Source organism: Methanoculleus nereidis (assembly GCF_032944295.1).
GTDB classification, from domain to species: Archaea; Halobacteriota; Methanomicrobia; order Methanomicrobiales; family Methanoculleaceae; genus Methanoculleus; species Methanoculleus nereidis.
Genome location: NZ_JABFFQ010000004.1, coordinates 25,994 through 40,010, shown reverse-complemented (window position 1 = coordinate 40,010; position 14,017 = coordinate 25,994). Strand labels below are relative to the sequence as shown.

The following is a 14,017-nucleotide window of genomic DNA, read 5'->3' as shown; positions in this document are numbered from 1 at the left end:
GTGGCGTGCGAATAATGATCGTCCTGTGTTCTATCACCCAGGTCGGCTTTATCCTCCCTTCAAACGATCTCACTCTTCCACAACGATGACTGCGACCGGGCACGCGTCGGCAGCCTCCAGGGCGCAGTCGGCAAGGTCGTCGGGCACGTTGCCCTCCGCGGGGTTGCCGTCAACCCGGTACTGTTCCGTGATCGAGCTCAGGCCGTCGTTTGGGTCCTCTTCGAAGATGTCCGGGCAGAGCGTCCAGCACGACTCGCAGCTGGTGCATCCCGGCCTGTCGATGGTAACTTTCACCACACTCCATACCTCCTCTGGAGCTCCGGGAGGGTACTCTTCCATGTTAAACATGACGGAAGCGGAGGGTCTGCATGGTTCGGGCAGACAAAGTATAACGCTTTCCGGACCAAACGAGAGAGGGCTCATGCAGAATACTGCCTGGATCACTCTGTTCTTCGCCGGGCTCCTGGAGGCCGGCTGGGCGCTCGGCCTCAAGTATACCGAAGGGTTCACGAAGGTCTGGCCGTCGGTGGCGACCCTCGTCGTGATGGCCGGGAGCATCTACCTCCTCTCGCGCTCGCTCTCCGGCCTTCCGCTCGGAACAGCGTATGTCGTCTGGACGGGCATCGGGGCGGTCGGAACGGTCATCGCCGGGATCATGCTCTTCGGCGAATCAAGGAGCGTCGTCCGCCTCCTCTGCATCCTCCTGATCGTATCGGGGATCGTGGGACTAAAGTTCTGTTCGGATACGTGAAGGGGGCGGCGTGGCCTCACGCGAAGATGTGAAAAATTGTGCCGATGCCGGCGATTACCCAAACGTTGGGGCAGGAGCCGGATCTACCCGCTCAGGGCAGCGGTGCCGGCGGCACGAAGGTCGGCAGGACGTCCCGGGTGACGAACGCCGGCCGCTCTGCGGGCGCTTCACCCCTGATAAAGACGCCGACGCTGTAGTATCTCGGCGAATCGGGGCCGGCAGGGTTCCCGGCCTTGTAGTCGTGCCAGGACTGCATGAACTCGTCGTGGTCCATGACGATCCGTGCCCCGAGCATGTCGGGGTCCTCGAGGAAGACGGAGCGGTCGTCCACTCCGACAACGACCATTTATCACTCTCCGATCACGATTCCGGCAGGGTAATGGCCTGCGTCTCGTCGTCCAGCGCATCGAGAAACGCCACGAGACGTGCGTGCCTCTCTTCGGCGATGCTCCGGCCGATCTCTGTGTACATCCGGTCTCTGAGGTTCAGGAGTTTGTCATGGAAGTGAGCGGTTGCGTCCGCGATGCCCCCTCCGTGTTCTCCGGCCCGGATGAACGTTCTCGCGATCCCGACTGCGCCCATCGCGTCCAGGTTGTCCGCGTCGGAGAGCACCCGGGCCTCCAGTGTCTCTGGGGCGATGCCCGAGGAGTACCGGTGCGCCCGGATGGCGTGGACGATGCCCGCGATGTGGTATTCGGGGTAACGGATGGACCGGAGATAGGACGCCGCCATCCGCGCCCCCTCTTCTTCGTGGGGGACGCCCGTCTCCTCCTCAAGGGGCCGGGCGATGTCGTGGAAGAGGGCGGCCGGGATGAGGACCGCCATATCCGCACCCTCGCGTGCGCCGATCGCCTCGCAGAGGCGCACGACCCTCCCGGTATGGTCGAACCCGTGCGCCCCGGGGTCCCGGAACGCCGCCCTGACATGCGCAACCATCCTGTCCGTTGCTTCGTCCATAACAGGTCTCTGTTTGGGGGCTGAATATGGTTCCCTTTCAGTCGCCCCTGCTCCCGTGCTCATGCCGACCGCTCTCCCCCACCGGTGTCATGCAGCCGGGTCTGCAGCCCCCGGCACTCACAGCCAGTTCCCCTCGGTGATGGCGACCAGGTGCGGGAAGACGTAGATGCTCGCGTTTCTTCCCCTTCCCTTCTGCACCAGCTGGATGGTGTCGCTCTCCTCCAGGTCCCTGAGGATCTTTGCCCCGCTCTCTTTCGGAATCGCCGACAGGTCGTAAAACCCGGACGTATCGAAGATCGGCGTCCCGAAGATGGCATCGATCGTAGCGGCGGCGTACTGCGACCGGGTTACCTCCGGCACCGTCTGCTTCATCTCGGTATAGAGGTCGAGGATTGCCTTTGTTTTCCGGCCGTTCTCCTCGGCCTGCTCCTCGATGGCGCGGAGGAAGAATGCGATCCAGCCGTTCCAGTCCCGCTCACGGGAGACCGCGAGCAGCCGCTCGTAGTAGGCCGGCCGGTGCCGCTCGAGGTAGGCGCTGATGGAGAACATAGGGCTTGCAGTCAGCTCCTTCTCGTAGAGGATCAGCGGGACGAGCATCCTCCCGATACGCCCATTGCCGTCGCAGAACGGGCGGATGAGTTCGAACTGCGCTATTAAGACGGAAAGCTGGACGAGGGTGTCTTTCCCTTCACGGTAGAGGTAGGCCTCCCAGTCCGCGAGCGCCCGGGGCACGTTCTCCGGCGCCGGCGGGACGAAGATCGCGTGCTCGATACGGGCGTCCCGGCCGATGAAGTTCTGGACCGTGCGGATGCATCCCGGCTCCCGGTCCATGCCCCGGCTGCCGGCGAGCAGGATGCGGTGCAGGTCGCAGGCGAGGGCTGCATCCAGCCGCCGGGCCTTGAGGGCGTCCACCGCAACGTTCAGCGCCTCCCGGTAGTTGATGATCTCCCGGATGTCGGCAAGGGCCTTATCGTTGATCCGTTCCCCCGGGTTCGCCCCGCACGCAGGGCATCCGCTCCCGGTGAATATGATCATGCCTTTCAAACATTATTTCGGCATCATCCGCGTGGCCGAAACGTCCGGGACGGGCACCGCCCGGCGTCCCGGTCGGCGGGAACGGGGCCGTTGATGCTGCATTCCCCGTCGGTCTCGCTCTTCTTCATATAGAGGGCGCAGTCGCTGCAGGTCGGCATAACGACCCTTTTCCCGCCCGGGAGATATAGGTTTTGCCGGCCGGGCATATGGGGACGGTTCCTCCTTCTTTGGCCGGGCCGGGTGCCCGGGCACTTCCTGAGCCCCTCCACGTCCGGATACGTGCCTATCGAGTGCCGTACGCTGCAGGTGACGCCGGGCCAGGGAAAACGGACGGCAGGACGCCTTCCCGGTGTAAGTGTTACTTTTATTGATCTATATCATATTTAGTGGAATTTTAAGGCCAGAATCCAATTATTTATTAGATTCCAGGCAGAGGTTCTTCATATCACAGGGGCGCTGCCGCCTCCGGGGGAACCATGTACGACGGTATCATTCAGACGGTGACGCTTGCTGCCGGCCTGCTCGGCGAGGTCGTCCCGATGATGGTCGCCGGGGTCTTCCTCGCCGAGGTGCTCGTCGCCCTGAAGATTGCCGGGCGGATTGCGGCCTTCTCCCGCCCGCTCACCTCGTTCGCCCGCCTGCGGGAGGAGTGCGGCACGAGTTTCCTCATGGCCTTCGTCTCGCCTCCGGCCGCGAACGCCATGCTGATGGACTACCACGCAAAGGAGATCATCACCCGCAGGGAACTCGTCATCGCTGCCGTCATGAACTCGTTTCCGACGGTTGTCATGCACTGGCGCTACCTCCTCCCGGTCTACGTCCCGCTCCTCGGCATCCCCGGCCTCATCTACTTCGGCTTGCTGATGCTCGCCGGCCTTGCCAAGACCGTGGTCATCATGCTCTTCGGCCGGGCCGTCCTCACCCCCTCGTCATGCGCACCGGCCATCCCTGCGGAGGAGCCGGCCGTCACGCTCCGGGAGGCGCTACGGACGGCGTGCACGTCCTCAAAAAAGACCCTCACGCGCCTGCTCTCGATCACCGTCCCCACCATCGTCATCGTCGCGTTCCTCATCAACGCCGGCGTCTTCGACCGGCTTGCCGGGCTGATGCAGGGCGCAGGATCGGTATTCCCCGTGCCGCCGGAGGGGTTCGCCATCATCGCGGCACAGTTCGGCAGTTTCGTCGCGGGTGCGAGCGTCGCGTCCGCCCTGCTCGCCGCCGGGGATATGACCTGGCAGCAGATCGTCCTCACCCTGCTCGTCGGCAACGTCCTCACCAGCGTGACGCGGAGCATCCGCTGGCTCGGCTCCTCGTACGTCGCGATCTTCGGGATGCGGACGGGAACGGAGATCATGCTCGTCTCGACGGCGCTCCGGAACGGGATCATGGTGCTGCTGGTCGCCGTGCTGGCATACGGGTTCGGATGGGGGTGAGGGGTTGGCGCTGCAGGCGGCGTCCTTGAGTCGAGCGTCGGGATGTATTAGCAGGCTGCTTCGCTCTTTTGGGGCTGTCAAAAAAGGTCTTTGGCGGTGCGGGAATGCCTTGAAAACGAGATTGGTGGATTAGATCTGCAAATCTCCCTTCTCCCGCAGATAATTTCCGGGGCCTGATGTTGCGAAGGTAGCAGTCAGTATGGTTTCGAGAGGTTTGAGGATCGACGTATCTTCGTCGAAAGCATCGGCAAGCAACCTCATCCCTTCCTGGATCTTTTCAAAATGCCTCGCTTCAAGTGGAACTGTGCTATCGCCGGAACGAATGCGTTTGAACCGATCCATCAACCCTGTATAGCAGGTATTGAGGACGAAATCAGCCATAAGGTAGTCATCGGTGAATGCATAGCGGAGCGTGCGGTTGGTAATGCCATATGCTGCAGAGAAATAGTAGATCTTCTTCTCAATGCTCTCTTCCTTCCGCATCATCGCTTCTACCCGCCGCAATTCAGTGACGAGTTCTTTTCTGAAGAAATCTTCCCTTGGCATAATTTTCTCCCTCACTGGAAATATCTCGGATGCTCATCGCCATAGATGCTATCTGCAGTCGCACATGGTGGGATGAACACGCGTGTCGATCCGATGACGCTGCCTCCCCAGGTCTCACCCTCAAAAGGAGTATATCCGGGAGCCCAGGCCTCCTCTGCTGAGATATCCGGCGGTGTACTGATATCTCTTTCCTGGATGTACTCGTGAATCTCTTTAAGCCGTTCTTCACCGAGCATCTTCTCGATGAGAGCATTGTTCAGGTCATCAACGCGCCGCACAATCGAAGAATCCGTATTGATCGAGTAGAGGGGAACCTTTCCAGCACCCACGTTCAGGAGGCCCCATGCAACGAATTTTTTCACGACCCTGCCTGCGGTGACACGCGAAACGCCTGCCTCTTCTGCGAGTTCGGTAACGTTAAATTCCATGTCGGATAGCGGCAGGAGGAACTCGAGAATTCTCAACTCGCAGGTGTTTCCAAATAATCCTTCAAACGGACGTGCCATAATCTCACATAATCTCATGCGGTGATCAGGAATGCTCTACGCGTACTGATAACTGATATTGTCGCAAGTGATAAAAATATTTTGCATCATGTCAGAGTTTACGATATCGCCCGTCAACAACGTTGTACCCATGGCTTTTCAGGGCAAAGATGGCGCTCTTCATGCCGGCTATGTAGTATTTCACTTTCTTTTTCCTGATCTGTGCTACATATCCGTCGTTCATCAGGATCTGAAGCGTATCTTCAATGGATAGACAGGATCGCCCCGTGAATTTCTTTATATAAATCTTGTACAGTTTTTCGGAATGGTAGCCCGCATCTGTCCGAAAGTGCCTCCCCTTGTACAAAACATTGAGAATAAAGAGCGCTTCATCAGGGAGATCGCATGACATAAGGCACTGATTTACGGTTTATTTCGTTGCTATATATAATGTGGTTGTTTGAGTTTCGTTGCTTTTGAGGGGGCGATATCGGCTTTCCTCCTTCAGCAGGGTCTGAGATCCGTTCTAGCAACGGCTTTTTTTGGGCTGCACGGAAAACCTGTGTTGTCTCGGCTTATCTGGCTTCATTGCATACAGGGGGCTCTGCAGATTGCACCGCTCACGAACGCGGCTGCTTCTCAATGACTCACCCCCCCTGCACCTCCCGCACCGCCCGTATCTCCGGGATATCCATCCCGCCGAGCCGTTCGACGATCGCCTGCACGTAGGGCTCCTGCCGGGTGCAGCTCGGGGATGCCCGGGGGTCGGTCCGCTGCCCTCGCCGCCCCATCCCGGCGTGGCCGGTGGCGATGTAGTGCAGGAAGTCCTCTTTCGGGAGGCCCCACCGGCAGTTGACCTGCAGCCGGACGAAGTCCGGGTTCTTCGGGTTCGGGAAGAGCACTGCCCGCGTCGGTGGGAGCGGGACCGGGTCGCCGCCGTTTGACTCCGCAAGATCGAGGACCCGCTGCCAGAGCCGGCCGCAGGCGACCTCCGGGCAGACCCGGCAGCAACGGTTCGACGGCGGCGTGCCGTCGCCGGTGTAGTGGCGGCAGAAGTTCGTGTCCATGGGCGTTCAGTGGTTCCGTTATGGGTCACCGGTGCCGCACAACTGCTCGACGCAGGCGTCACTGCACTGCATCAACTGCTCAGCATACGACTCGATGAGGTCCCGCATCGCAAGGCACTCCAGCCAGACCTGCGGGATCCCCGCCGCCCCGTAGTGCGCCCCGGCAAGCTGCCCGTAGATCGCCGCGGTGGTATCGGCGTCTTCCCCGAGGTTCACCGCGAGAAGACAGCCTTCCTCAAACGTGCTGCTCCGGGAAAAAGCCCAGAGCGCCGCCTCAAGCGAGGCCACGACATACCCGCGCCCCCGGATCTCGGGAGGCTCCCTATGGAGGTAGGACCCCGCCGCGACTGCATCGATCTCGCCGGTGAGCGGGTGCTCTTCCCAGTAGCCCGGAACCGGGGAGTACCGCGCCGAAAGCAGCACCTCTTTCGGCGCGCCGGCAAGGGCGCCGAGGATCAGCCCCCCGAAGAACCGGCAGGCGTCGACGACCACCGGCAGTGCGTGGGTGGTCCGCGAACTCTCGCCGGAGAGTTCGATAGCCCGAACGGGGTCGGCGGCGTAGAACATCGGCACCGGGCAGAGCCGCATCAGGGACCCGTTCCCCGCCGACCGCTCGTCCGCGAGCCCCGGAAAGGGCTCCCGGGCAACCATGAACCGCTCGAGCGCCTTCCGGGTCGTCGTCCCGATATCAAAACACGTCCCCGTGCTCGATAGGTGCCCCTCCCGGTACCAGCGCACGTAGCGCTCCAGCTGATCGATGGGGTCGAACCCCCGCTTCTCGATCAGGCTCTCGGCGAGGCAGAGGGCGAGGGAGGTGTCGTCGGTCCACTCGCCGGGCCTGAGATCATGGTACCCGCCGCCGGCCATACCGGCGACGGGCGCAAACGTCCCCGGCGGCCGGAACTCGACTGATACCCCGAGGGCGTCGCCGGCGGCGAGGCCGAGCAGGCAGCCGCGGTAACGGTCGATTCTGTCCATGATCTTCCTATGGGCATCGTCTGGAAAGAGTGCTCCGGTTTGTGCCGGTCCAAATAACAACACTCATCCCTCCTCCTTCCTAACCCCCTCACCAGGAGAGAACACCGGATGTCCCCCGCCGTTCTGTACCGCCAATTGCCCGGAGAGGGTCTCGACACGTTTATTGCGGAATTCCGGAAAGCCGCCGCCCGCGACCCCTTCGGCACCGTCTTCATCGTCCCGACGTCCTACCTCGCCCGGGAAGTCGCCCGCCGCCTCGGGGATGGTGGGGCCTCGTTCGTCGCCGACACCGTCACCACGCTTCCCGGGTTCGCCCGGAAGGTCTTCTTCGAGCACGCGGCGGCGGAGACGCCGATCTCCGCTGCCGATTCCCGGCTCATCCTCACCCGGCTGCTTGCTGCCGGCAGATACCCGCTCCTCGCCGGGACCGGGGCCGTCGACGAACTCGCGACCCTCTTTGACGTCCTCATCATGCGGAAGGTCGACTACCCGGCCGCCCTCGGCGACCTTGCAAGCGCCAAAAGCGCCGAGATCGCCGCCCTCTTCGGCGCCTACCTCCGTTTCCTCGACGGGCACGGCCTCGTCGACGAGAGCACGCTGTTCTCCCGGGCTGTCCGGCTGCTCGCGGCTGGAGAGTTCCGGACGGTCTTCGCCTACGGGCTCTTCGAACCGATGCCGCTCGAGCGGGACCTGCTTCTTGCCCTGCGGGAGTCCGCGGATGAGTTCCACTACTCATTGCCCTATGCCCCGAACCCGGCGGTCTTCCCGGACGACGGCGAGTGGCTGCACCCGGATATGGTCGTCTCCGGGGATGCCCCGGACTCCCACCTCTCGCACCTCGCCGGCCTCTTCTCCCGGCGGGAGCCCGGGGACTGCGGGAAGTTCATCCGTCTTGCGGAACGGCGCGACCGGGAGGGCGAGGTACGGGCGATCGCGCAGGAGATCCGGGACCTGCTCGCCGCCGGCGTCCGGCCGGACGAGATCATCGTCGCGTTCCCCGACCTTGCATCGGCGGTGCCCTATGTAGAAGAGGTCTTCCCCGACTTCGCCCTCCCGTACACCGCGTCCGGCGGCCGGCCGCTCTCCGCATCGCCGCTCGTCCAGGCGCTCCTTTCGGTCCTCGCCGTCCCCGCCCGCGGCTACCGGCGGGAGGACGTCGTCGCCCTCATGACCTCTCCCTACCTGCCGAACGCCGGCGGCTGCGAGCTTGACATCCTCTCCCGGGAGGCCCGGATCACCGCCGGGAACTGGGACGGGCGGCTCGCCGCGCTGATCTTTGCCCTCGAAGAAGAACGGGCGCGGCCGGACTCCGCACAATCCCGGCTCGCAGAGAAGATCGCCTCGATAGACGCGGCACGGAACACCGTCCGGGGGCTCTTTGCCGATCTCTCGGTGCTCGAGGGGACGAAGACGATCCGGGAACACCTCGCCGCCTACCGTTCGCTCCTCGAGCGGTGGCAGGCCCCGGTGATGCCGGCGGAGGGCGAACCCGATCTCCGTGAGGACGAGGCCCGGGACCTCCGCGGATTTATGGAGACCCTCGCAGCCCTCGACCGCGTCTCCCGGCTGTTCCCGGAGGAGAAGGTGGCGCTTTTAGAGTTCTCCTCCATGCTCACCCTCCTCCTCGCCGGGACCAGGACCGGCAGGCGGCGGCACGGCAACGCCGTCCGGGTGGTCGGCGTCCGGGAGGTCGCCCACCTCGCCGTCCCCTACCTTTTTGTCGGCGACCTCGTCGAGGGCACGATGCCGCGGCTCACCACCCGGCTCCCGTTCACCACCGATGCCGAGACCCGGCGCCTTGCGACACGATCGAAGGAGGACATCCTCCGGGAGGAGCGCTACCACTTTCTTGCGGCCCTCCTTGCCGCCCGGACCCGGGTCTCCCTGAGCTACCCCGCTGCCGACGGCGCAACGCCGCTGGTCCGTTCCGGGTTCGTGGACGCCGTCCGGGAGGCCTTCTCCCCGGAGACGTGGGGGAACAGCGATCTCCCGGACTCCCGGCTCGCGGCAGCCCGGCGGGCCGGCGCCCTCCTCGCCCGGGGGGAAGTCCCCGCCGGGATGCCGCCGCCCCTCACCCTCCGCGAGGCCGTCCGCCGGCTCAACGTCGAGAACTACCACCGGAAAGGCGGCTACGACTCCCCCTACGACGGCATGCTCGGGGACGACCCGGCGCTCACCGAACGCTTCGGCGACGGGGCCGTCTTCTCCCCGACGGCGCTCGAGACCTACGCGGACTGCCCGTTCCGGTTCTACCTGGAGCGGGTCCTCGGTCTGGCACCGCTGCCGCAGATCGACCCCGACCTGACGGCGCAGGAGCGGGGGGCCCTCGTCCACCGGATCGCCTACCGGTTCTACTCCGGCTGGACGTGCGACGGCAACGGGCCGGTCACCGACGCGTGCTACGCGGACGCCCTCCGGCGGATCCTCGACGCCGGCCGGGAGGAGGCGGAGCGGTTCGCGTTCGAGACCCCGGCATGGGCCGCGGATAAGGAGCACCTCCTCGGCTCGCCCGCGGCGGGGAGGGGCCTCCTCGAACGGTTCCTCCGGCACGAGGCCGAGGTCGCGGCTTCCCGCTTCGTCCCGCACGCCTTCGAGGTCTCGTTCGGCCTCCCGCTGGCGCCGGGCGAGGTCGACGCTGCCTCGGTGCCCGACGCGGTCGCGATCCCGCTCGGCGACGGGACCATCCGCCTGCGGGGCAGGGTCGACCGGGTCGACGTGATGTCCGACGGGCGGTTCATGATCACCGACTACAAGACGGGGTCCTCGCACCACCGGCTCAAGGATATCATGGCCGGAAAAGCGCTCCAGCTCCCCCTCTACCTCCGGGCGGTCGAGACCCTGACCGGGAGGGAGGGGGTCGCGGGCACCTACTACACCCTCCGGCGCGGAGAGGTCAAAAACAAACCGATCTTCTGGGATGCCGGGCTCAAGGAGTGCTTCTCCTGCTTCCCGGGCTCCGGCCGGAGCAGCGTCGGGGACGTCCGGGACCTGGTCGATACCACGCTCTCATGGGTGCAGCGGTACCTCGCCGGGATACGCGGCGGGTGCTTCCCGCCCCGGTCGGACGCCGGCCCCTGCCCGGCGTACTGCGGGTTCAAGACGGTCTGCCGGTTCGACGCCCTGCGGCTGATCACTGCGGAGGGGAATCCCGATGGGACTGACTGAACGCCAGGGGCGGGCCGCGCTCGACCACTCGATAAGCAGGTGCGTCACCGCCGGGGCCGGGACGGGGAAGACGCACGTCCTGGTGCAGAAGTACCTCAGCCTGCTCGAGTCCGGTGTCGGCGTCGGGCAGATCCTCGCGCTGACCTTCACCGAGAAGGCGGCCGGCGAGATGAAAGTCCGGGTCCGCCAGGCGATCGCGGAGAAGGAGGGCGAGCGGTGGGACGCGGTCCGCGATGAGTTTTTGTGGGCGACGGTATCGACCTTCCACTCCTTCTGCGCAGGGGTCCTCCGCGAGTTCCCGCTCGAGGCCGGCGTGGGGCCGTCCTTTGCGGTCCTCGACGAGCGGGAGGCGCTCCGGCTCCGTGAGGAGGCGATCGACGGCCTCATCCACGGCGATCCGCCCGCGGAGTGCCGGGACGCCGTGATCGGCGCTCTCCGGGCGGTCGGGGCCCACGAACTGAAAAGTTACATCGAGACGCTCTACTCGCGCCGCGGGGTTGCGGAAACGTTCTTTGCCGCCCTCGCACGGAGCGAGGAGGAGGTGCTCGACGCCTGGCAGGCGACCGTGGAGCGGCACCGGACAGAAGCCCTTGCGGCCTTCTCCGACCGTGCCGCCCCCTCACTCGAGACCCTCCGGGACCTTGCCGCCCGCTACCCCGGCGAACGGGACCCGGCCGGGGAGTATCTCCGGGCGGTCGAGCCCTGCCTCGACGGTGCGGTCGCCGAACTGGCCGATGTTCACAGCAACCCACGCTTCCGCAGGAACATGGGGCAGAAGAAGAACTGGGCGGGGGACGACCTCAACAACCTCCGGACTGCCTACGGCGTCCTCGACGGCTGCCTCAAGGACCACGCCGATGCCTGCTCGCTCACCCTCGACCCCTCCGACCCCTTCACCCGGGCGACGCTCGACTTCCTCCACGACCTCGGGACGGTCTTTTCGGCCTTCCTGGACCTGGTCGAGGCGGAGAAACGGCGGCGAAACGCCCTCGACTTCGACGACCTGGTGAACCGCACCCACCGGCTCTTTTGCGACCGCGAGGATATCGTTGAGGCGCACTTTCAGAGCCGGTTCCGGTTCATCCTGATCGACGAGTTCCAGGACACCGATCCCGTCCAGATCGCCATCATCCGCGCAGCCCTCGGAGAATCCGCGAACCTCTTCGTCGTCGGCGACCCGAAACAGTCCATCTACCTCTTCCGGGAGGCCGACGTGACGCAGTTCTCGCATACCCGCGACCTGATCGAGGGCGACCTCGGCGGGGAGACGGTCGCGCTCGACGTCAACTTCCGGAGCACGTCCGAGGTCGTCGGGTTCACGAACGCCGTTTTTTCCGCCCTGATGGCGGAGGCGGAACGCCCCTGGGAGTTCCTCTACGAACCGCTGCGTGCGAACCGGCGTGAGGACACCGGTTCGGTCGAACTCCTCCTCTGCCCGAAGACTAAAGGCCGGGCGGCCGGCCGCCGGGCCGAGGCGGAGATGGTGGCCCGCAAGATCCGCTCTCTCGTCGATCAGGGAGAAAAGCCGGTCTCCCGCGACGGGGAGACCCGGCCGGCGGGCTACGGCGACGTCGCCGTCCTGCTCGAGCGGCGGACGAACCTCGCCTACTACGAGTGGGCGCTCGCCCGTTACGGCGTCCCCTACCACGTCCACGCGGGGCTCGGGTTCTACGAGCGCCAGGAGGTCTACGACCTCTACAACATCCTCCGGTTCCTCGTAAACCACCTGGACGACGCGGCGCTCTACGGCGTGCTGCGGTCGCCCTACTTCGGGCTCTCCGACGCCCGGCTCTTCCACGTCGCCCGGGCGCCGGGGAGTTCCCTCTGGGAGCGGCTGCAGGTGGCGGCGGAGCCTGCGGCGGCGACCCTCCGGGGCTGGCTCTCGCTCTCCCGCAGGCTCCCGCCCGCCCGCCTCCTCCGCCGGATAGTCGACACCTCGGGGATCTTCGCCGTCTTCGGCGGGATGGCCGGCGGCGAACAGGCCGCGGCGAATGTCGAGAAACTGATCGCCGTCGCGAGGGAGGCCGGGTACCCTTCGCTCGGAGAGTTTACCGCGGAACTCGGCCGCTCCATCGACGACGGACAGCGCGAGGGGGACGCCCCCCTCGACCTTGCGTCGACCGACGCGGTCTTTATCATGACGGTGCACGCCGCAAAGGGGCTTGAGTTCCCGGTCGTCGTCGTCCCCGACCTTGCTGAGACGCCGCCGCCCGGCAGGGGCAGCATCATGGTGGAGGAGGGGCTGCTGCTCGGGGTCTCGATACCGAACCCGGCAAACGACCACGAGCGCGAAGAGACGCCCGTCCTCCGGCTCCTCAAGGCCGAGCACCGGCAGAAGGAGGAGGCGGAGCGTAAACGCCTCTTCTACGTCGCGGTCACCCGGGCGAAGGACCACCTCATCCTCTGCGGGGAGATGCCGGCCGAAGTCCCGGAAAGCCTCGCGGCGGGGAAGACCCGGATGGCCTGGCTCGCACACTGCCTCGGGCTCAATGATGAGGTCTATGCTCGCGGCGAAGCTGTCCTCGGGGCGCTCCGCATCCCGCTCACCCTCGACCCGGCGGCGATCCCGGTCGACGCGGAAGAGACCGCTCCGATCTACCTCCCGCTGCCCGACGACGTCCCCGCGGCGCCTGTCCCGGCGAGCATCCCCCCGGACGGGGCGGAGGAGCGTGTCTACTCGGCGAGCGAGGTCGAGGCGTACCTCCGCGGTCCGCCGGGGTCCGCCGCCAGGGAGGACCCGGTGACCCGCGGTCTCGTCGTCCACGAGGTCTTCCGCGGCCGGGATCCCGCCGCGGTGCTGCGGGAGTACGGCATGGACCCCGGCAGGGCTCCGGAATACCGGGAACTCTACGAGCGGTTCCTTGCGTCCCCCCTGATGCAGGACGTCGTCCGGGACCACCGCGAGGTGCCGTTCTCGGCGCGGGTGAACGGGTTTGCGTTCAGAGGAGCTATCGACCGGCTGGTGCAGCGGCCGGACGGTGCCTGGGTGCTCATCGACTACAAGACCGGGACGCCCGATGACGCCGACTACGCGGTCCAGATGACGGTCTACCGCCGTGTCGCTGCCCGGATCCTCAGGAGCCCGGTCACACCCTATCTCTACTTCGTCGACGCCGACCGCTGGGTGGAAGTCGATGTTGACGAGGAGCGGGTCTTTGCGGAGATCGGGCGAGCGGTCAGGGGGATGGAGGAGAGAGGATTTTGACGGCGGGAGCGGTGTCTCCTCTAATCCGAATGAGATGTACCGTGAACGAGCCGCACCCCGTGCACGGCCTCACCGCTCACTCGTACAGCCCTATCGCCAGGTAGTCGTCGTCTGAGAGTTCGTCCCAGAGATCGAGGATGACCGAGCCGTCGTCCAGGACGTCGCCGGGGATCACCCAGTCGGAATCGACTTCCCTGACCTCTTCAACCCCGTCCGGGGTCCTCACGAGCACGTTCATATTATCCCTGCTGCGGCCGGCGCCACCCGGACCACGTCCCCCCGTCATCTCTCCCTGCCGGGGGAGCGGTATGTCCCACGGTGAAGAGAATGGCTATTTATGTATGCCGGTTATCCACGACAGCCGGTTGAAGGCGATAGCGGGGGCATCCCCTTCG

15 protein-coding genes are annotated in these 14,017 nt (G+C 65.2%); 4 read left to right on the top strand and 11 right to left on the bottom strand.

The features are described 5' to 3' along the window. Nucleotides 1–69 precede the first annotated feature (69 nt). Nucleotides 70–297 (bottom strand): ferredoxin, encoded by a 228-nt coding sequence (locus HL657_RS06705; protein ID WP_317296053.1) that lies wholly within the window; start codon nt 295–297, stop codon nt 70–72. 124 nt (nt 298–421) lie between these two features. On the opposite strand from HL657_RS06705, the gene HL657_RS06700 reads away from it, so the two are divergent. Next, nucleotides 422–751 carry a DMT family transporter gene (locus HL657_RS06700; protein WP_317296052.1) on the top strand — a complete coding sequence of 110 codons (330 nt, stop codon included), beginning with the start codon at nt 422–424 and terminating at the stop codon, nt 749–751. A gap of 91 nt (nt 752–842) precedes the next feature. On the opposite strand, the gene HL657_RS06695 is transcribed toward HL657_RS06700, so the two are convergent. From HL657_RS06695 to HL657_RS06680, 4 genes are all read right to left on the bottom strand, one after another. Continuing rightward, a complete protein-coding gene (locus HL657_RS06695; protein ID WP_317296051.1) occupies nt 843–1,097 on the bottom strand; it encodes a hypothetical protein in 255 nt (84 codons plus the stop codon). A gap of 14 nt (nt 1,098–1,111) precedes the next feature. After that, the gene (locus tag HL657_RS06690) at nt 1,112–1,708 is read right to left on the bottom strand and encodes an HD domain-containing protein (protein ID WP_317296050.1); all 597 of its coding nucleotides are present in this window, start codon (nt 1,706–1,708) and stop codon (nt 1,112–1,114) included. A 117-nt stretch (nt 1,709–1,825) separates the two neighbouring features. Next, a complete protein-coding gene (locus tag HL657_RS06685; protein ID WP_317296049.1) occupies nt 1,826–2,743 on the bottom strand; it encodes a Fic family protein in 918 nt (305 codons plus the stop codon). Nucleotides 2,744–2,766: 23 nt separating this feature from the next. Next, nucleotides 2,767–2,901, bottom strand: a complete 135-nt coding sequence (locus HL657_RS06680; protein WP_317296048.1) for a hypothetical protein — start codon at nt 2,899–2,901, stop codon at nt 2,767–2,769. A gap of 318 nt (nt 2,902–3,219) precedes the next feature. Between HL657_RS06680 and HL657_RS06675 the strand changes: the two genes are divergently transcribed. Beyond that, on the top strand, nt 3,220–4,176 hold the full coding sequence (locus tag HL657_RS06675) for a nucleoside recognition domain-containing protein (protein WP_317296047.1): 957 nt from the start codon (nt 3,220–3,222) through the stop codon (nt 4,174–4,176). Nucleotides 4,177–4,305: 129 nt separating this feature from the next. Here HL657_RS06675 and HL657_RS06670 read toward each other — a convergent pair whose 3' ends face one another. From HL657_RS06670 to HL657_RS06650, 5 genes are all read right to left on the bottom strand, one after another. Next, nucleotides 4,306–4,722 carry a hypothetical protein gene (locus HL657_RS06670; protein ID WP_209727277.1) on the bottom strand — a complete coding sequence of 139 codons (417 nt, stop codon included), beginning with the start codon at nt 4,720–4,722 and terminating at the stop codon, nt 4,306–4,308. 11 nt (nt 4,723–4,733) lie between these two features. Continuing rightward, the gene (locus tag HL657_RS06665; RefSeq protein ID WP_317296046.1) at nt 4,734–5,228 is read right to left on the bottom strand and encodes a winged helix-turn-helix domain-containing protein; all 495 of its coding nucleotides are present in this window, start codon (nt 5,226–5,228) and stop codon (nt 4,734–4,736) included. Between the two features lie 91 nt (nt 5,229–5,319). Then, a complete protein-coding gene (locus HL657_RS06660; RefSeq protein WP_209727275.1) occupies nt 5,320–5,619 on the bottom strand; it encodes a hypothetical protein in 300 nt (99 codons plus the stop codon). 235 nt (nt 5,620–5,854) lie between these two features. Continuing rightward, nucleotides 5,855–6,274 (bottom strand): hypothetical protein, encoded by a 420-nt coding sequence (locus HL657_RS06655; protein WP_317296045.1) that lies wholly within the window; start codon nt 6,272–6,274, stop codon nt 5,855–5,857. 18 nt (nt 6,275–6,292) lie between these two features. After that, complete coding sequence (locus HL657_RS06650; protein ID WP_317296044.1) at nt 6,293–7,252, bottom strand: ADP-ribosylglycohydrolase family protein; 960 nt, start codon at nt 7,250–7,252, stop codon at nt 6,293–6,295. Between the two features lie 108 nt (nt 7,253–7,360). On the opposite strand from HL657_RS06650, the gene HL657_RS06645 reads away from it, so the two are divergent. Both HL657_RS06645 and HL657_RS06640 read left to right on the top strand, forming a co-directional pair. Further along, nucleotides 7,361–10,417, top strand: coding sequence for a PD-(D/E)XK nuclease family protein (locus HL657_RS06645; RefSeq protein WP_317296043.1), 3,057 nt, complete (start codon nt 7,361–7,363; stop codon nt 10,415–10,417). After that, nucleotides 10,404–13,622 carry a UvrD-helicase domain-containing protein gene (locus HL657_RS06640; protein WP_317296042.1) on the top strand — a complete coding sequence of 1,073 codons (3,219 nt, stop codon included), beginning with the start codon at nt 10,404–10,406 and terminating at the stop codon, nt 13,620–13,622. Before HL657_RS06645 ends, HL657_RS06640 begins: the two co-directional genes overlap by 14 nt. 76 nt (nt 13,623–13,698) lie before the next feature. Here HL657_RS06640 and HL657_RS06635 read toward each other — a convergent pair whose 3' ends face one another. After that, nucleotides 13,699–13,860: a hypothetical protein gene (locus HL657_RS06635; RefSeq protein WP_317296041.1), complete on the bottom strand. Its 162-nt coding sequence runs from the start codon at nt 13,858–13,860 to the stop codon at nt 13,699–13,701. Between the last annotated feature and the right edge of the window lie 157 nt (nt 13,861–14,017).